General features: G+C 61.9%; 20 protein-coding genes and 1 pseudogene. 14 read left to right on the top strand and 7 right to left on the bottom strand.

Features of this window, described 5'->3' with window-relative positions:
- Positions 1-65: 65 nt before the first annotated feature.
- Positions 66-530, top strand: a complete 465-nt coding sequence (locus K3557_RS15485) for an enoyl-CoA hydratase-related protein (RefSeq protein WP_259994819.1) — start codon at positions 66-68, stop codon at positions 528-530.
- 157 nt (positions 531-687) lie between these two features.
- Here the strand turns inward: K3557_RS15485 and K3557_RS15480 are convergent.
- The 3 genes and pseudogenes from K3557_RS15480 to K3557_RS15470 form a co-directional block, all read right to left on the bottom strand.
- A pseudogene (locus K3557_RS15480) lies at positions 688-807 on the bottom strand (transposase); the annotation flags it as partial.
- Positions 808-918: 111 nt separating this feature from the next.
- The gene (locus tag K3557_RS15475; RefSeq protein ID WP_259994818.1) at positions 919-1,428 is read right to left on the bottom strand and encodes a transposase; all 510 of its coding nucleotides are present in this window, start codon (positions 1,426-1,428) and stop codon (positions 919-921) included.
- Positions 1,310-1,582, bottom strand: a complete 273-nt coding sequence (locus tag K3557_RS15470) for a transposase zinc-binding domain-containing protein (RefSeq protein WP_259999651.1) — start codon at positions 1,580-1,582, stop codon at positions 1,310-1,312. The genes K3557_RS15475 and K3557_RS15470 overlap by 119 nt, the downstream gene beginning before the upstream one ends.
- Before the next feature lie 244 nt (positions 1,583-1,826).
- Between K3557_RS15470 and K3557_RS15460 the strand changes: the two genes are divergently transcribed.
- Complete coding sequence (locus K3557_RS15460) at positions 1,827-2,009, top strand: hypothetical protein (protein WP_259999717.1); 183 nt, start codon at positions 1,827-1,829, stop codon at positions 2,007-2,009.
- Between the two features lie 45 nt (positions 2,010-2,054).
- On the opposite strand, the gene K3557_RS15455 is transcribed toward K3557_RS15460, so the two are convergent.
- Positions 2,055-2,222 carry a phage integrase N-terminal SAM-like domain-containing protein gene (locus K3557_RS15455; RefSeq protein WP_409201186.1) on the bottom strand — a complete coding sequence of 56 codons (168 nt, stop codon included), beginning with the start codon at positions 2,220-2,222 and terminating at the stop codon, positions 2,055-2,057.
- Between the two features lie 150 nt (positions 2,223-2,372).
- Positions 2,373-2,975 carry a pyridoxamine 5'-phosphate oxidase family protein gene (locus K3557_RS15450; protein WP_259989822.1) on the bottom strand — a complete coding sequence of 201 codons (603 nt, stop codon included), beginning with the start codon at positions 2,973-2,975 and terminating at the stop codon, positions 2,373-2,375.
- A 118-nt stretch (positions 2,976-3,093) separates the two neighbouring features.
- Here K3557_RS15450 and K3557_RS15445 point away from each other — a divergent pair, with 118 nt between their 5' ends.
- The 3 genes from K3557_RS15445 to K3557_RS15435 all read left to right on the top strand — a co-directional run bounded on the left by K3557_RS15445 (position 3,094) and on the right by K3557_RS15435 (position 5,523).
- Positions 3,094-3,810 (top strand): helix-turn-helix domain-containing protein, encoded by a 717-nt coding sequence (locus tag K3557_RS15445; RefSeq protein WP_259999649.1) that lies wholly within the window; start codon positions 3,094-3,096, stop codon positions 3,808-3,810.
- Between the two features lie 91 nt (positions 3,811-3,901).
- Positions 3,902-5,074, top strand: a complete 1,173-nt coding sequence (locus K3557_RS15440) for a sterol desaturase family protein (RefSeq protein ID WP_129369710.1) — start codon at positions 3,902-3,904, stop codon at positions 5,072-5,074.
- Between the two features lie 188 nt (positions 5,075-5,262).
- A complete protein-coding gene (locus K3557_RS15435) occupies positions 5,263-5,523 on the top strand; it encodes a 50S ribosomal protein L20 (protein WP_259994817.1) in 261 nt (86 codons plus the stop codon).
- A 9-nt stretch (positions 5,524-5,532) separates the two neighbouring features.
- On the opposite strand, the gene K3557_RS15430 is transcribed toward K3557_RS15435, so the two are convergent.
- On the bottom strand, positions 5,533-6,168 hold the full coding sequence (locus tag K3557_RS15430; protein WP_259989832.1) for a DUF1326 domain-containing protein: 636 nt from the start codon (positions 6,166-6,168) through the stop codon (positions 5,533-5,535).
- A 185-nt stretch (positions 6,169-6,353) separates the two neighbouring features.
- Here K3557_RS15430 and K3557_RS15425 point away from each other — a divergent pair, with 185 nt between their 5' ends.
- The 5 genes from K3557_RS15425 to pheT all read left to right on the top strand — a co-directional run bounded on the left by K3557_RS15425 (position 6,354) and on the right by pheT (position 11,942).
- On the top strand, positions 6,354-6,503 hold the full coding sequence (locus tag K3557_RS15425; protein ID WP_259994816.1) for a hypothetical protein: 150 nt from the start codon (positions 6,354-6,356) through the stop codon (positions 6,501-6,503).
- Positions 6,503-6,673 (top strand): hypothetical protein, encoded by a 171-nt coding sequence (locus K3557_RS15420; protein WP_259989834.1) that lies wholly within the window; start codon positions 6,503-6,505, stop codon positions 6,671-6,673. Before K3557_RS15425 ends, K3557_RS15420 begins: the two co-directional genes overlap by 1 nt.
- 252 nt (positions 6,674-6,925) lie before the next feature.
- Positions 6,926-7,999, top strand: a complete 1,074-nt coding sequence (pheS, locus tag K3557_RS15415) for a phenylalanine--tRNA ligase subunit alpha (RefSeq protein ID WP_237456778.1) — start codon at positions 6,926-6,928, stop codon at positions 7,997-7,999.
- Positions 8,000-8,641: 642 nt separating this feature from the next.
- Positions 8,642-9,457: a PHB depolymerase family esterase gene (locus tag K3557_RS15410; RefSeq protein WP_259994815.1), complete on the top strand. Its 816-nt coding sequence runs from the start codon at positions 8,642-8,644 to the stop codon at positions 9,455-9,457.
- An 88-nt stretch (positions 9,458-9,545) separates the two neighbouring features.
- Complete coding sequence (pheT, locus tag K3557_RS15405; protein WP_259994814.1) at positions 9,546-11,942, top strand: phenylalanine--tRNA ligase subunit beta; 2,397 nt, start codon at positions 9,546-9,548, stop codon at positions 11,940-11,942.
- Positions 11,943-12,036: 94 nt separating this feature from the next.
- Here the strand turns inward: pheT and K3557_RS15400 are convergent, their stop codons facing one another.
- Entirely contained in the window at positions 12,037-12,915 is an 879-nt protein-coding gene (locus K3557_RS15400; protein ID WP_259994813.1) for a LysR family transcriptional regulator, read from the bottom strand.
- A gap of 87 nt (positions 12,916-13,002) precedes the next feature.
- Here K3557_RS15400 and K3557_RS15395 point away from each other — a divergent pair, with 87 nt between their 5' ends.
- Genes K3557_RS15395 through K3557_RS15380 form a run of 4 tightly spaced genes read left to right on the top strand, consistent with a single transcriptional unit; the run spans position 13,003 to position 15,328 of the window.
- Positions 13,003-13,638: a class I SAM-dependent methyltransferase gene (locus tag K3557_RS15395; protein ID WP_259994812.1), complete on the top strand. Its 636-nt coding sequence runs from the start codon at positions 13,003-13,005 to the stop codon at positions 13,636-13,638.
- A gap of 48 nt (positions 13,639-13,686) precedes the next feature.
- Complete coding sequence (locus K3557_RS15390; protein ID WP_259994811.1) at positions 13,687-14,349, top strand: phosphoribosyltransferase; 663 nt, start codon at positions 13,687-13,689, stop codon at positions 14,347-14,349.
- Complete coding sequence (locus K3557_RS15385) at positions 14,340-14,789, top strand: YtoQ family protein (RefSeq protein WP_259994810.1); 450 nt, start codon at positions 14,340-14,342, stop codon at positions 14,787-14,789. Before K3557_RS15390 ends, K3557_RS15385 begins: the two co-directional genes overlap by 10 nt.
- Entirely contained in the window at positions 14,786-15,328 is a 543-nt protein-coding gene (locus K3557_RS15380) for a GNAT family N-acetyltransferase (protein WP_259994809.1), read from the top strand. Before K3557_RS15385 ends, K3557_RS15380 begins: the two co-directional genes overlap by 4 nt.
- Positions 15,329-15,529 lie beyond the last annotated feature (201 nt).

Below are 15,529 nucleotides of genomic sequence, written 5' to 3'. Positions count from 1 at the left end.
ACGATTGGCCGGCGGCCCGGTTTATCAACGCACTTGTCACGTTTCCCAAACCGATTGTCGCGCGGGTGGAGGGTCTGGCGATCGGCATCGGAACAACCATGCTCCTGCACTGCGATCTGATTTGCGCGTCCAATGACACCCAGTTCCAACTTCCGTTTGTAAATCTCGGCCTGGTACCTGAAGTCGGCGCATCCTATCTGCTTCCACGGTTAATCGGGCACGCAAAGGCGGCCGAGTTGATATTGCTGGGCGGTATGTTCGGTGCCGAAGAGGCGGTCACTCTCGGCCTGGTCAACAACGCTCTGCCTGCAGATGAAGTCGCACAGGCAGCGGAACCAGCTGTCATGGCTCTCGTCAAACAGCCACCCAACGCTGTCATCAATTCAAAAGCCCTTCTGAAGGCACCTCTGACCGGAAATCTGAGAGATCGAGTTCGCGGCGAGATCGTGCAATTCGGTGCGGGCATCAAATCCGAAGAATTTACAGAGGCACTCACCGCATTCATGGAAAGACGAGAGCCCACATTTTGAGTTGTGCTGAAATAAGAAGCTGATGTCATTGCTGTCGGCAAAGTCAAGGAACGAACGTTGATGATTAAAAGCAAGAAGTAGAAGCCAATTCAGTTCGAAAGCACTGAAAGAACACGAAAGTCACTCTTGCGATGGGCGTTGTTGGGCAACTCGAGCCTGAGGGGACAAGCGGGTTCAGCGGCCCGTCGGCACGGCGATACGGGATCTGAATGGCAAGGGTCTTATACCGGCGGCACAGCGTTGAGTAATCGGGAACGGGCCAGTCCAGCCCCGCCAGAGGTCTGCAACAACACCGTGCAGGCCGTGGTATTAGGGCGGGGCCCGGCGCGACCTCGGCCTGCGTTGGAAAAACTTCCCAAAGTGGAAGCCGCACGGGCCTGGGATTAGCCTATGGGGAAAGCGCGCCGATGGCTGGAGGCGGGGCTTGCGCAGGCGCAATGGTCTGGTGGATGCGGTCTGCTCCCTCGGTGGTGCGCGCGGTATCGGTTTTGACCGCGCCGGAAGATATCGATGATGCGCATCGGGCCGCCGCAGCACGGACAGGGTGCGCGAAGGGTGGTTTGGCGTGAGCGGCCCATTTGGTCTTTCGGAGCCGAGCGGCGAATTCCTTTGCGTCTGCCAGCACCATGTAATCGCCGAAGAAGGCCAGTTGGCCAGTGCGGTGCAACTCCATCAGCCCTTCGAGGAAAAGGCGCCTGAACAGTCTGGGCAGGACACGCAGATGCAGAAGGAAACCCGGTTTGCAGGCCAGCCGCCGGGTGCTGTCCGGTGACAGGCCTCTATCGAGGGTGATCATGCGGATGCGGGGATGATGCGCCAGCGCTGATCCCCAAGTGTGGAGCACGCTGGTCATTCCGGCGCGGGCGCCGGGGCGCTTGGGGCCTGCGGCGAGGGTCATGACCGATCCGGCCGAGACGCGGAACAGCAGGCCGCAGACCATATGGAAGTACCGCCAAGGGCAGCAGGTCTTCGGCCCGCGCTGCCAACCAGCCGCGCGCCGCCGGCCCCTGGCACTTCGGGTAGTACCGGTTCTTGTAAGAGTTATAGGCGATGTGATGGTGGCCGCACTTGGCGCATCGGTGTTCACCTCCAGCAGACGGGTGGCGGAACTGTGCCGCAAGCTATGCAGCGTGGCAGGTTTGGAAACACTTGCCGTGTGTTTGGCCGGGGGCGAAGGCGCGGTTCAGTTGCCGCGATGAGATCGGGTTGACCTTCGGCTTGCCGGGAAACAGCCAACCCTCCGGTCGCGCCTCCCGCTAATTGTCGTGCTGCAGATCCAGCAATCCCGGTGACAGCATGACCTTGCGATTTTTGCCACCCTTGCCTTGGCCGGCATGGATCAGCAACCGGTCGGTTTCGGGCTCGTTCGATGAATCCGCTGCGCTGCGAATGAACGGCGGCTCTGATGAAATCGCCTGGGCAAAAAGCGTTTCGATGGATGAGGATTACACGCTTTTTGCCCAGGCTTGCATGGTGTGATGTGTTGACTGAAACAACACGGTAGGTATCTGTCATGTCCAACTTTTAGGCACGCAAATCCTCTGGCGTGGCAGTGCCCGGTGATCGCTGCAGAAACTTCGCAAAATCCTTAGTCGCCTGGATATGTGATTTCTGCGCCTGGTCGCCCATCCCCCGGATGTGCATGTCTTCGATCATCCGCGCACGCAGCGGGGTCATCTTCTCCTCTGTCATGGAAACCTCCTGTCAATTGACTGAGAAAGTCCCAATCGTCAGACCGGTCAGGAAGATCGCGAAATGCGAAGAATCCCGGGATGGTTCACTACACCAGCCACAAACGCCATTGCCGCAAAGCGCCTTTGCCCTTGGTTTCGGAGCGGCCCCTTACCACAGTCGGCCTTTCGCATATTCCGCATAGCCTTCGTCATAGGCTTCGGCTTCGAACCCGGCCTCCTGCTCCTTTAGAAACTGGCCCGCGGTGGGAAGTTCCGGGCGTTCACGGTCCTGATCCCACAGGCGCGAACGCATAATCGCCTTGGCGCATTGAAAATACAGCTCGTCTATGGTGATCACGGCCACCGTGGCCGGGCGCCGTCCCTTGCGTTCAAAGGTGGTGCAGGCGGTTTCGTCGGCGGTCAGGTATGCGGTGCCGTTCACCCGCACCACATTGTTTTCGCCCGGAACCATGAACATCAGGCTGACACGGCTGTCGCGCACGATGTTGCGCAGCGAGTCGAGCCGGTTATTGCCGCGCCAGTCCGGCAGCCACAGGGTGCAGGCGTCCGCGATATGCACCACCGGGCCATCATCGCCGCGCGGGCTTGCGTCGGTGCCCTCAGGGCCGATGGTAGACAGCACCAGGAACCAGGAGGCCTCGATCCAGCGCTGGTACAGCGGTGTCAGACGGGTGGCGACTTTGCTCAGCGACCGCGGCACCGGGGTGCCGTAGATGTGCTCAAGTGTTTCGATGCCGGTGATTTTCTGCATGCTCTGGCCTCCCTTTGGCTGCAGGATATCTTGCCCTTTTGCGCTAATGGGGTCAGTTTCGGATCAAATGGGCCAAAATGCGGATATCCGCCGGCGAGGGTGGTCTTCGTCTGATGCTGTGCAGTTGCTGCCGCATGGAGTGGCGTCTTATGCGCGCGGCTACAAAGACGGCTATGTCTCCACCTGGCATGATCATCCGCGCCACCAGCTGGTTTATGCAGTGGCCGGGCTGATGATGGCTGAGGCCGACGGCACCAGTTGGGCGGTGCCTGCGGGCTCTGGTTTGATCGTGCCTGCGGCCATGCTGCATGAGATCCGGATGGTGGGAGAGGTGCAGTTGCAATCCTTGTATATTGATCCGGCGGAAACCGGCGCCGGGGCGATGGCCGCCTGCCGTGCGGTGACTATCCCGCCGCTGCTGGCGGGCCTGATCGAGGCGCTTTGCGCGATGGGCAATCCCTGGCCGTTGCCGCCCCGGGCGCATCATCTGAGCCAGCTGATCCTGATCGAATTGGAAGCTGCACCAGACACGCCGCTGGCCTTGGCGTACCCGCCTGACGGGCGGTTGCGCCGGGTTTGCGATGCGCTGATGGCGGATCCGGGCAGTGTCCGGACAATTGACCATTGGGCGGCGCTGGCAGGGATGAGCCGCCGCTCGTTCACCCGGGCATTTCAACGGCAGACCGGCCGCAGCTTCGGGCAGTGGCGGGAGCGGTTGCGTTGCCAGATCGCATTGCGGGCACAGGCGCGGGGCGAAGAGATGGAACGGGTCGCCCGCGATCTTGGCTATGCCAGTCGCTACGCGCTGCAGGCGATGATGCGCCGGCTGGTGTAAACAGGCAGCGGTTTTCCCTATTGAATTCCCTAATCGCACTGCGGGCGGCATTGTGGCAGGTTGCGCCGGAATTGAGGTGAGTGAGGCAGCCATGAAGTTCATCCGCGATGTGATTGCGCAGTTGGAAACCCCGCGCGAGGCGCGGCCCTTGGGCAGCGGCTGGCTGTCGGGAACCATGGCGCTGCTGGCGGCGCTCACCGGGCTGCTGCTGGTGCTGCTGCGCTGGTATCCCGAGACGTTCTCGTATCCGCAGCTCGGCTTTATCCATTCCAGCGGCTATGTCACCGCCTTTCTGCGCTTTGTACTGCTGGCGGGCTATGCGCTGTCGCTGCTGAGCCTGATCCTGAGCCGCCAGAAGGCGCTGGGCTGGGCTGCCCTGGGCTTGTCGGTTGTGGCTTCTTTGATGGCGACGGCGCAGCCGCAGCACGCAGGCGGCACTCCGCAGAGCCTGTATTTCGGGCTGGATTACTTCATTGTCAACGTTCTGCTGGTCGGCTTTTTGTTTGTGCCGCTGGAACGGTTCTTTGCAGCGCGGCGCGAGCAGACGGTTTTCCGCACCGAATGGCGCGAGGACATGTTCTATTATCTGGTCAGCTCAATGCTGGTGCAGGTGCTGACTTTCCTGACGCTGGCGCCGGCGAACTATGTCAATGCAAACGCCGATCTGGAGGGTATCCGCGCCCATATCACCAATCTGCCGTTTGCGGTGCAGGTGCTGATCGTGATGGCGGCAACGGATTTCGTGCAGTACTGGGTGCACCGCGCCTTTCACACCTTTCCGGCGCTGTGGCATTTCCACGCCATCCACCATTCGGCCAAGAAAATGGATTGGCTGGCGGGCGCGCGGATGCATTTCATCGAAATCGCGGTGCTGCGCGGGCTGACGGCGGTGCCGATGTTCACGCTGGGTTTCAAGCCAGAGGCGATCCAAGCCTATCTGCTGATCATCTATTTCTATTCCAGCTTCATCCACGCCAATATCGGCTGGAAGCTGGGATTTCTGGAGCGGTTCCTGGTCACGCCGCGCTATCACCACTGGCATCACGGCAGCGAGCGGGCAGCGATCGACATCAACTATGCCTCGCATTTTCCACTCTATGACTGGCTGTTCGGCACCCATTACTTACCCGAGGAAGCCTGGCCATCAAAATACGGCGTGGCGGGGGACACGGTGCCGAACGGTTACTGGCGGCAGTTCCTGTACCCGTTCAACCGGAAGCGCTGGAAGAGGAAGGTCGAGGAGGACCGGCATGGGCTGGGTTGAGACCCGCAGTCTCTTGTTATCATAGATACCTGGAGATCGGATCAGTTTTAGGTCGGCACGTGCAACGTTCCTTTGTCAAATCCAGTTTCTTTTCCAGGCTGGCAGCGGCACCGGTTTCCAAGTTGACAGGCGACCTGATCCCGATAACTTGCGCGCGAAGAAATTATTAGCAAAATTGGACGAACCTTATGAAAATCAAGGCAATATGCATGATGTTCGCGGCACTGGCTGCGGGGTGTCAAAACACTGTGCAAAGTTCTGCCACAGTAACGCCCCAGCCCGCTTCAGACAGCATAACCAAAGCGCAGATCGAAACCTGCTGGAAACAAGCTGGTATCAAGGGCGACCTGTACAAGTTCATGACACCCGAAGAAGCTGCCGGAGTGCGTCCCGGTGGTGTTTTCACAGAACAGAAACATGCGAAATTCACCGCTTGTTTGAAGGCCTGATCTCCAGCCTCAGGCTGCAACCCCGTGCGGGCCGTGGCGGATGATGGCCCATTGGCCGTATGTATCCTCCAGATCCAGCGGGATGGCGGCAGTGGATTTGCTGGAACCGCTGCCCACTTCGGCCAGGGTGAACTCAATCCCGCCGGGGATGTCGATGCGGACCCGGTGCTCGCCGCCGCCGTGCGGGGCCTGGATCGGGCGGCCGGTGGCGTGCAGCAGGCCCTTGACGTCCACTTTTGCGGTGCGGTTTTCGATGTCGGCCTCGTAGTCGATCCGCTGAACCAGCGTGTCATGCACGGTGTCGCACATGGCGCGGAACACCCACCAATGGGTGGCTTCCTCATCCGTTTCGCCGCCAAGCATCACGGTGGAAAGCGCCTCGCGCTGGGCGTCGCTGGCACGGTCGTCGACAATCAGCTGCAATGCGCCCTTGCCCTCGAAGATCGGGCCTGGCCAAGCGTAAAGAACGGCGGCGCGGGTGCCGGCGAGGTCGATTTCGCCGAAGTGGCCTTGGTCGATATGGATCACCTCAAACCCGGTGCAATTGCCATGGGTGGGCAGATCCTCGAACTGGCAGGGACAGCCATAGTTGCAGTTGCAGTTCCCGAAGCTGCGGCCCTCGATGTACCAATCCACATGCGCCATGACTGTCTCCTCCGGTTCTGCTGCTGAAAAGATGCAGGGAAACTATACCATAAAGCAGCCGCAAATTCAGGAGGGCGCAGCCCGGGGCCGCCGCGGGGCCCGGGCCGGCAGCTTCAGCCTGCAGTAATGGCGCTGGTGCTGAGCACCGTGGCATAGGCAAAACCAAGCGCAGACATTTAGGCCTTGTGAACATCTTCGGCCACGGTGACGGCGTAACCATAGTCCGCAGCGGCGCGGGCGGCGGCGTTCCCGTGCGGTCTGCCGAGACGGTGGCTGAGAAGATCGTTGCCAGCCGCGCGGGCTTCCTGATCCAGAATGCTACGGGGGCGGCGTGATGGACAAGCTGACCACTTATTCCGTCCTGTCCCGCATTCGCCGCTCTGGCGACGTCTATGAGCCGGACGGTGAGCGTACTGAAGTTGAGTTGTCTGAGAAGGAAGCGGCACCGCTGAAGCTGCTGGGCCGCATCGGTGAACCGCGCGGCCAAATCCCGCGCCTTTGCTGATGCGGTCACGGACCTCATCACACCGTCTGGTTCTATGGATTTGGGCTGGTTTGAACTGGATGATCTGGCGTAAAACGCCGCACAATCCGTTAGAAATTCAAATTTCGTGTCTCAAAGCTGGTACCGGTTTGTGCCAAAGGTGTCGCCGCGCCACAGCAGCGCGGTGACACACCCGCCGGGCTTACGCCCTGGCCCTCTTGCTTTCGCCGGCCCTTGTGGTAGCAGGGCACAAGCAGAATTCGAGGGGCCGTGATGGACGATCTTAAAGCCAAGTATCTGGGTCAGATTGCCGATGCCGCGGATGAATCCGCGCTGGAAGCGATCCGCCTTGCCGCCGTGGGCAAAAAGGGCGAAGTGGCGCTGAAGATGCGCGAGCTGGGCAAGATGACCCCGGAAGAGCGCCAGGTCGCAGGCCCGGCGCTGAACGCGCTGAAGGATGAGATCAACTCGGCCCTGGCGGCCAAGAAGGCGGGCCTGGAAGATGCCGCCCTGGATGAGCGTCTGCGCACCGAATGGCTGGACGTGACCCTGCCGACCCGCGCCCGCCGCGTGGGCAGCCTGCATCCGATCAGCCAAGTGCAGGAAGAGATCACCGCGATCTTTGCCGAACTCGGATTTTCCGTTGCCGAAGGGCCGCGGATCGACACCGACTGGTACAACTTCGATGCGCTGAACATCCCCGGCCACCATCCGGCGCGGGCGGAGATGGACACGTTTTACATGCACCGCGCGGAAGGCGACGACCGCCCGCCGCATGTGCTGCGCACCCACACCAGCCCGGTGCAAATTCGTTCGATGGAGAAGATGGGCGCGCCGCTGCGCATCATCTGTCCGGGCGGTGTTTACCGCGCCGATTACGACCAGACCCACACGCCGATGTTCCACCAGGTCGAAGGCCTGGCGCTGGACAAGGACATCTCGATGGCGAACTTGAAGTGGGTGCTGGAGGAGTTTGTCAAATCCTTCTTTGAGGTGGACGACGTCGAGCTGCGCTTCCGCGCCTCGCATTTCCCCTTCACCGAGCCGTCTGCCGAAGTCGACATCCGCTGCTCTTGGGATAACGGCCAGCTGAAGATCGGCGAGGGCGACGACTGGATGGAGATCCTTGGCTCCGGCATGGTGCACCCCAAGGTGATCGCGGCCGGCGGTATTGATCCGGAGATTTATCAGGGCTTTGCATTTGGCATCGGCATCGACCGTCTGGCGATGCTGAAATACGGCATCCCCGACCTGCGCGCCTTCTTCGACAGCGACCTGCGCTGGCTGCGGCACTACGGCTTCCAGAGCCTGGACATGCCGGCGCTGCATGGCGGTTTGTCACGGTAAATGCCGTTCTTAGGTTTCTCCGTGTCTGGCTGTATGGAATGGCTCAAGGATTGCTCAAACAGGCTGAAGCTTTGGCATGCAGTTGGTCTGTTCCTGTTAGGTTTCTTTGGCTGGGTACTCTTGATCGAATACGCACCTGATTGGGTGCATATGGCCTACTCATATGCTGTGATGCTTCCGTTGCAGGTTTTCCTACTTCTTGCGATGTGGGGTTGGATCAAACGCAGAAAGTCGGAAGACCAGAGACGCAACCTCCTTTGGGACACCAAAGCGAAGCTCAAGGACTTGAGGCGTTAGTCAGTTACTGTTCGGTGAGGCGCAGCCCCGCATCGCGCCCACCGTCGGGTCCGGCGCGATGCTTCGTGTACCATGGAAATGATAGCGCCAAGAGACTGTGGGGTTCGAACACAGGCCTAAGGCGCGGAACCAAGGCCGAGAGGCCGCCGCGCCATCGCCTGACCGCCCGCACGGGCAGGCGATTTGGTGCCGCAAGCGCACCAGTTCGGCGTCGAACGGGCTTGGCCGGCATAAATTGCCAAACACTACCGGTGGATCGCCTCCCCGCGGTCAGGCGATGGCGCGGCTTGGCAACCCACAAACTTGTGACGTGACACTTGCCCCCCCTTGGCTAGGCTCAGCCAAATGATCCGAACAGCCCTTTCCTTCTCCGCCGTCCTCCTATGGGCCTCCGCCGCTGCTGCCATGGGGCCGTCGAAACCCTCTGACTGCCATGACGAGACGGCTTGCCAGCTCGGGGACCGTTCCTATCATGTGATGGAGCCGGAGGGCTGGGACGGGGTCACGCCGCTGCCGGTGCTGCTGCATTTCCACGGCTGGGCGCGGACCGGGGTCAATGCGCAGCGCAGCGGCCGGATCGGCGCCTCAACCAAACGGCGCGGTGTGCTGCTGGTGACGCCGAACGGGCGGCGCAAGACCTGGGACTTCTGGTCGCCGGAGACCGGGGATGTCGGTTTCACCAACGAAGTGCTGCGGGACGTGGCCAAGCGCTACCCTGTTGATGCGGGGCGTGTCTATGTCTCGGGTTATTCCTATGGTTCGGCGATGGCCTGGCGGTATGTGTGCGAGAGCGGCAATCATGTGGCCGCTTTGCTGGGGATTGCCGGGGCGTTTCCGCCGGGGGAGACCTGCCCCGAGGCCCCGCGCGAGGTGCGCCATGTGCACGGGGTGAGCGATACTGTGATGCCCTTTCCCGACGACGGTCCCGGCGGGCAGGCGGCGCCAATGGGGCTGTGGCGCGCCAGGCTGGACTGCGGCGCCGGGCAGGCGGCGGGCGACTGGCAGGTGGTGGATTTCCTGAAACTCAGCCGCACCGAATGGCGGAACTGTGCGAGCGGGCAGGTGGTGCTGGATACCCATCCGGGCGGCCATTTCATCCCGCATGGCTGGATCGGGCGGCAATTGGACGAGCTTTTGGGGCGCACTCCCAGCTATCCGTGACTGCAAGGACGCTCGCGCCCTTGAACCTTGGCGCATTCTTTGTCATTGCCTCTGGCAAACTGCATGTCTGCCAAGGGGTCCCCGACCGATGAAATTCACGCTTTCCTGGCTGAAAGACCACCTCGACACCGATGCCTCGGTGGACGAGATCACCGAGACTCTGACCGATCTGGGTCTTGAGGTTGAAGGGGTCGTTAATCCAGCCGACGCGCTGAAGGACTTTAAACTTGGCTATGTGACACATGCCGAAAAGCACCCCGACGCCGACAAGCTGCGGGTCTGCAAGGTCGACACCGACGAGGGCGAGCTGCAGATCATCTGCGGCGCGCCGAATGCCCGGACCGGCATCACCGTGGTGGTCTGCAAGCCGGGCATGTATATTCCGGGGCTGGATATCACCATCGGCGTCGGCAAGATCCGCGGTGTGGAAAGCTATGGCATGATGGCGTCCGAGCGCGAGCTGGAACTGTCGGAAGAGCATGACGGCATCATCGAGCTGCCCTCGGGCAAAGTCGGCGACAAGTTCGTGGACTGGCTGGCAGAGAACGATCCGGCCAAGGTCGATCCGGTCATCGAGATTGCGATCACTCCGAACCGCCCCGATGCGCTGGGCGTCTACGGCATTGCCCGCGACCTGGCGGCACGCGGCCTTGGCACCCTGAAAACCCGCGCGTTTGAGGCGGTGCCGGGCGATTTTGCAAGCCCGATCAAAGTGACCATCGACGAAGACACGCTGGACGGCTGCCCGTTGTTTGCCGGCCGCCTGATCAAGGGCGTGAAAAACGGTCCCAGCCCGCAATGGCTGCAGGACCGGCTGACGGCGATTGGCCTGCGCCCGATTTCGGCGCTGGTGGATGTGACCAACTTCTTCACCTTCGACCAGAACCGCCCGCTGCATGTGTTTGATGCAGCCAAAGTGTCTGGTGACTTGCGCGTCCACCGCGCGGCAGGCGGCGAGACGCTGAAGGCGCTGGATGAAAAGGAATACACATTCGGCGCGGGCCAGATGGTGATCTCGGACGCCAATGGCCCCGAAAGCATCGGCGGCATCATGGGCGGCGAAGAGACTGGTTGCACTGAGGAAACCGTGGATGTGTTCCTGGAAAGCGCGTTCTGGGACCATGTGCAGATCGCGATGGCGGGCCGGGCGCTCAAGATCAATTCCGACGCGCGCTACCGCTTTGAGCGCGGCGTGGACCCGGAGTACACGATCGAGGGCCTGCACCGCGCGACGCAGATGATCCTGGATATCTGCGGCGGTGAGCCGTCCGAGGTGGTGATCGCCGGCGACGTGCCGGATCACGCGCGCGCCTATAAACTGGATTCCGGCCGGGTGCAGTCGCTGGTGGGGATGGAAATACCGGAAAGCGACCAGCGCCAGACCCTGACCCGCCTGGGCTTCCGCCTGGAGGGCAACATGGCGCATGTGCCCAGCTGGCGCCCGGATGTGCAGGGCGAGGCCGATCTGGTGGAAGAGGTGGCGCGGATTGCCTCTCTGACCAAGCTGCAGGGCAAACCGCTGCCGCGGCTGACCGACGGTATCCCAAAGCCGGTGATGACACCGCAGCAGCGCCGTCAGCAAATGGCGCGCCGCACCTGCGCCAGCCTCGGCTATAACGAGGTGGTCAGCTACACCTTCATCGACAAACCCTCGGCTGCGCTGTTCGGCGGCGGCGGCGATGCCACCATGCTGGCGAACCCGATCTCAACCGAGATGTCGCATATGCGCCCGGCGCTGCTGCCGGGCCTGCTGCAGGCGGCGGCACGTAATCAGGCGCGCGGTTACATGGATCTGGCCCTGTTTGAGGCGGGTCCCGCCTTCCACGGCGGTGAGCCGGGCGAGCAGCACAACCTGATTTCCGGCCTGCTGGTCGGCCGCACCGGTCCAAAGGATGTGCATGGCGCCTCGCGCGCTGTCGATCTTTACGATGCCAAGGCGGACGTTGAGGCGGTTCTGGCAGCCATCGGCGCGCCGGCCAAGGTGCAGATCCTGCGCGGAGCGCAGTCCTGGTGGCATCCGGGCCGTCATGGCCGCATCTGCCTGGGGCCAAAAAAGACCCTTGGCGTGTTTGGCGAACTGCATCCCAAGGTGCTGAAAGAGATGGGGATCAAAGGCGCGGCTGTTGCCTTTACCATCTGGCCGGATGAGATTCCGATGCCGCGTAAATCCGGTGCCAGCCGCCCGGCGCTGGATATCAGCGACCTGCAAGCGGTGGAGCGGGACTTTGCCTTTGTTGTTGATGCAGAGGTTGAGGCGCTGACCCTGGTCAATGCGGCAGCCGGGGCTGATAAGGCGCTGATCGCAGATGTGCGCGTTTTTGACGAATTCATCGGCGGTTCTTTGGGTGAGGGCAAGAAGTCGCTGGCGATCACCGTGCGGCTGCAGCCCAGCGACAAGACGCTGCAGGAAAAGGACATTGAAGCGGTGAGCGGCAAAATCATCGCCAAAGTGACCAAGGCCACCGGCGGCACCCTGCGGGGCTAAGGCGGGACCAAGACTTTTGAAGAAAAGTCTTGGCAAAAGTTTTCTGTAAAACTTTTGGGCAGCGCACCTGTTGGGGCGCTGCCCTCTCTATGCGTCACCTCGCGGAGAAGAACTCCGCCAGCAGGTCGAACACCAGCCGGATCCGGCGGCTGGTGTGCAGCTCGCGGTGGGTGGTGAGCCAAACCGGGAAAACAATCGGTTCCATGCCAGGCAGCAGGCGCTCCACCTCCGGCGCGGCGGCTGCGACGCTATCCATCATCGGACAGATGCCAAACCCTTGTTTCACCAGTTCCCACGTGGCCAGCCCGCTGGTGGACTTGATACGGAAATTGTCAGGCGTCAGGGGAATGCCCAGCGGCGCCATGAATGCGATGGAACGCTCCACATCGGCAAAGCCCACGAAATCATGATCCGCCAGCGCTGCCGCTGATGCAGGGCGGCCGCGCCGTTCCAGATAGCTGGCGGCGGCATAGAAGTGGGCGGTGGCTTCCTGCACCAGACGGGCGATCAGCTCGGGCTGTTCGGGGCGGACGTGGCGGATGGCGATATCAGCCTCGCGCCGCATCAGGTCGCGGATATCATTGGCGGCCACCACGTCGATGGTGAGCCGGGGCGCGCGCTGGCGAAGCTGGTGCAGCACCGGCGGCAGCACATGGGCGGACATCACATCCGAGGCGGTGATCCGCACCGTGCCGTCGATAGATTGCGCCTGGCCGGTGGCGGCCAGACACAAGCCATCGGCTGCCGCTCCCATCTTGCGGCTGTGGGAGTGCAGCTCGTGCCCCGCCTCGGTCAGGGCCAGGGTGCGGCCCAGGCGTTCGAACAGCAGCACGCCCAGCTCGGCCTCAAGGGCTGCAACCTGGCGCGACAACGTAGGCTGGGTGAGGCCGAGCCGACGTGCTGCCGCCGACAGTGAGCCGGTTTCAGCGGTGGCGAGAAAGGCGCGAATGTGGTTCCAGTCAGGGCTGTTCATGCAAATATGTATAACGAACTTGCGAATTTCGGCAATTTATCTGTGGTTCCTGCATGGGTAGGGTTCCGGCAACCAAGGAGATCCGCGATGACAGCCGACGCCCGATTTTGGAACAAGGTCGCCCCGAAATACGCCAAATCAGCGATCCGCGACGAAGATGCTTACCGCTATGCGTTGGAACGGACCCGGTCTTATTTGAAACCGGAAGACAGCGTGCTTGAACTGGGCTGCGGCACCGGCTCCACTGCGATTGAGCTGGCACGCAGCGTCTCCAAAATCACTGCAACCGATCTGTCGGAAGCAATGCTTGAGGTGGGCCGCGAGCGGGCGTGGGACGCTGGGGCCAGCAATGTGGAGTTTCAATGCAGCAGCGCTGGCGAGACGCCGGAGGGGCCGTTTGATGCGGTGCTGGCGCATAACCTGTTGCATCTGCTGCCGGATCTGGAGGTTGTTCTGAATGGTGTGGCAGCGCGGCTGGCACCCGGCGGGCTGTTCATCTCCAAAACCCCCTGCCTGGGAGAGATGCGGGGCAGTTGGAAGTACCGGATGTTTCAGGTGGCGATTCCGCTGATGCGGCTTGTGGGTTATGCGCCCAGTTATGTGGATTTCATCGACATCCGCACCCTGGAGGCCGCAGTGCAGCGGGCCGGGTTCGACATCATTGAGACCGGCAACTACCCGGCGGACACGCCAGGCCGCTATTTGGTGGCGCGGCGGCGTTGATCCTTTGCCTTTCGCCTTCCAGCCCTAGGTTACAAGGCGGAGGCCTATATGTTCGAGGACCGGATATCCGCCGGGCTTCAGCTGGCCGGCCATTTGGCTGAACTGCCGGTGAAGGACCCTGTGGTGCTGGCGCTGCCGCGGGGCGGGGCGCCTGTTGCGCTGCCCATTGCGCAGGCCTTGCAGGCGCCGATGGACCTGCTTTTGGTGCGCAAAATCGGCATGCCGTCCAATCCGGAGCTGGCGGCCGGCGCGCTGGCGGAGGGCAGCAATCCCATTTTTAATAACGCATTGCTGCAGATTGCGGGCCTGAGGCCCGAGGATTTTGCAGCCCAGGTTGCGCAGGCGCGGGAGGAGAATGCCGCCCGCCGCGCCCGGTATCTGCGCGGGCGGGCACCGGTTGAGCTGGCCGGGCGCACGGCGATCGTGGTGGATGACGGCATTGCCACCGGCGCAACTTTCATGGCGGCGCATATCTGGCTTAAGGAACGCGGACCGGCCAGCGTTATTTTAGCCGTCCCTGTGGCGCCGCCGGAAGCGGTGGACGAATTGCGTCCGCTGGTGGATACTGTGATCTGCTTGCTGAGTCCGGAGGAATTCCGGGCTGTCGGCGTGCACTACAGGGATTTTACGCAAACCAGCGACGCAGAGGTCATGGCTGCTTTGGCCGCGGCCCCGCAGGCTGGCGCAGGAAAGGACAGAACGTGGCATTGAATGTTTATCTCTCAGGCGAGATTCACACCGATTGGCGGGAGCAGATCATCGCAGGCGCAAAAGGGCTGGAGGTCAGTTTCAGCGCGCCGGTGACCGATCACGGTGCCAGCGATGATTGCGGCGTGGCGGTGCTGGGTGCCGAGGACAATAAATACTGGCATGACCACAAGGGTGCGATGGTCAACGCGATCCGTACTCGCAAGGGGATTGCCGATGCCGATGTGGTGGTTGTGCGCTTTGGCGACAAGTATAAACAATGGAACGCGGCCTTTGATGCAGGCTATGCCGCAGCGCTTGGCAAGTCGGTCATTGTCCTTAGCCCGCCGGAGCATCAGCACGCATTGAAAGAGGTCCACGCCGCAGCGCTGGCGGTGGCTGAAGAACCGCGCCAGGTCGTTGAAATCCTCGCTTATGTGCTGACGGGCAAACTGCCTGCATGACACCCCCGGTTCTGGAGACGGACCGGCTGATCCTGCGCCCGCACCGGGTGCAGGATTTTGCCGATGTGGCCGCCCTGTGGGCAAACCCTGAGACTGTGCGCTTTATTCAGCCAGTCGTTGAGACGCCGGAAGGCGCCTGGGCAAAACTGATGTTCCATCACGGCCACTGGCAGGCGATGGGGTTTGGGGTCTGGGTGATCACAGAGCGCGGCAGCGGCCGGTATCTGGGCGAGACGGGGTTCTTCGTTACACCGCGCCAATGCGACCCGCTGTTGGGGGATGCGGTTGAGGCAAGCTGGGTGCTGGCGCCGGAAGCTCAGGGGCAGGGGATCGCGGCAGAGGCGGTGCTGCGGACCCATGCCTGGGCGGACACCGCAGGTCTTTGGCCGGAAACGGTTTGCCTGCTGGACCCGGAGAACACAGCGTCACAAAAATTGGCCGCGAAGACCGGGTATGAATTTCGCCAGGAGGTCCAGTACCGCGGCGGCACGTCGCTGGTGATGGCGCGCAAGACCGGGCAGCCTGGCACGGCAGCGTAAGGCTCCCGCCCCTGAAAGCGCTTCCAGAGGAAGCGCATTGCAGCGTTGGGCACGGCACCGCGCGATGCGCGGTGCAGGCCGTGTGCCGCCGGTGTCAGTTCCCTTTGCAGAATCCGGTGTAACCTTGCCGGGATTTTTTACGCCGATTTTGCGATTTGCAGCGCCCCTCAACGGTTCATTAACGCCGAGTGGACTAATTGG

The organism is Leisingera sp. M523 (assembly GCF_025141335.1).
Taxonomy (GTDB): domain Bacteria; phylum Pseudomonadota; class Alphaproteobacteria; order Rhodobacterales; family Rhodobacteraceae; genus Leisingera.
Note: the sequence above shows the minus strand (reverse complement) of the source record. Positions and strands in the feature narration are given on the sequence as shown.

Bases quoted from the DNA above. Each gene is read 5' to 3' on its own strand.
- K3557_RS15475 (WP_259994818.1), bottom strand. From the start codon at position 1,428: ATGACCCTCGCCGCAGGCCCCAAGCGCCCCGGCGCCCGCGCCGGAATG.
- K3557_RS15460 (WP_259999717.1), top strand. From the start codon at position 1,827: ATGACCTTGCGATTTTTGCCACCCTTGCCTTGGCCGGCATGGATCAGC.
- K3557_RS15455 (WP_409201186.1), bottom strand. From the start codon at position 2,222: ATGACAGAGGAGAAGATGACCCCGCTGCGTGCGCGGATGATCGAAGAC.
- K3557_RS15450 (WP_259989822.1), bottom strand. From the start codon at position 2,975: ATGCAGAAAATCACCGGCATCGAAACACTTGAGCACATCTACGGCACC.
- K3557_RS15440 (WP_129369710.1), top strand. From the start codon at position 3,902: ATGAAGTTCATCCGCGATGTGATTGCGCAGTTGGAAACCCCGCGCGAG.
- K3557_RS15435 (WP_259994817.1), top strand. From the start codon at position 5,263: ATGAAAATCAAGGCAATATGCATGATGTTCGCGGCACTGGCTGCGGGG.
- K3557_RS15430 (WP_259989832.1), bottom strand. From the start codon at position 6,168: ATGGCGCATGTGGATTGGTACATCGAGGGCCGCAGCTTCGGGAACTGC.
- K3557_RS15420 (WP_259989834.1), top strand. From the start codon at position 6,503: ATGGACAAGCTGACCACTTATTCCGTCCTGTCCCGCATTCGCCGCTCT.
- pheS (WP_237456778.1), top strand. From the start codon at position 6,926: ATGGACGATCTTAAAGCCAAGTATCTGGGTCAGATTGCCGATGCCGCG.
- K3557_RS15410 (WP_259994815.1), top strand. From the start codon at position 8,642: ATGATCCGAACAGCCCTTTCCTTCTCCGCCGTCCTCCTATGGGCCTCC.
- pheT (WP_259994814.1), top strand. From the start codon at position 9,546: ATGAAATTCACGCTTTCCTGGCTGAAAGACCACCTCGACACCGATGCC.
- K3557_RS15400 (WP_259994813.1), bottom strand. From the start codon at position 12,915: ATGAACAGCCCTGACTGGAACCACATTCGCGCCTTTCTCGCCACCGCT.
- K3557_RS15395 (WP_259994812.1), top strand. From the start codon at position 13,003: ATGACAGCCGACGCCCGATTTTGGAACAAGGTCGCCCCGAAATACGCC.
- K3557_RS15390 (WP_259994811.1), top strand. From the start codon at position 13,687: ATGTTCGAGGACCGGATATCCGCCGGGCTTCAGCTGGCCGGCCATTTG.
- K3557_RS15380 (WP_259994809.1), top strand. From the start codon at position 14,786: ATGACACCCCCGGTTCTGGAGACGGACCGGCTGATCCTGCGCCCGCAC.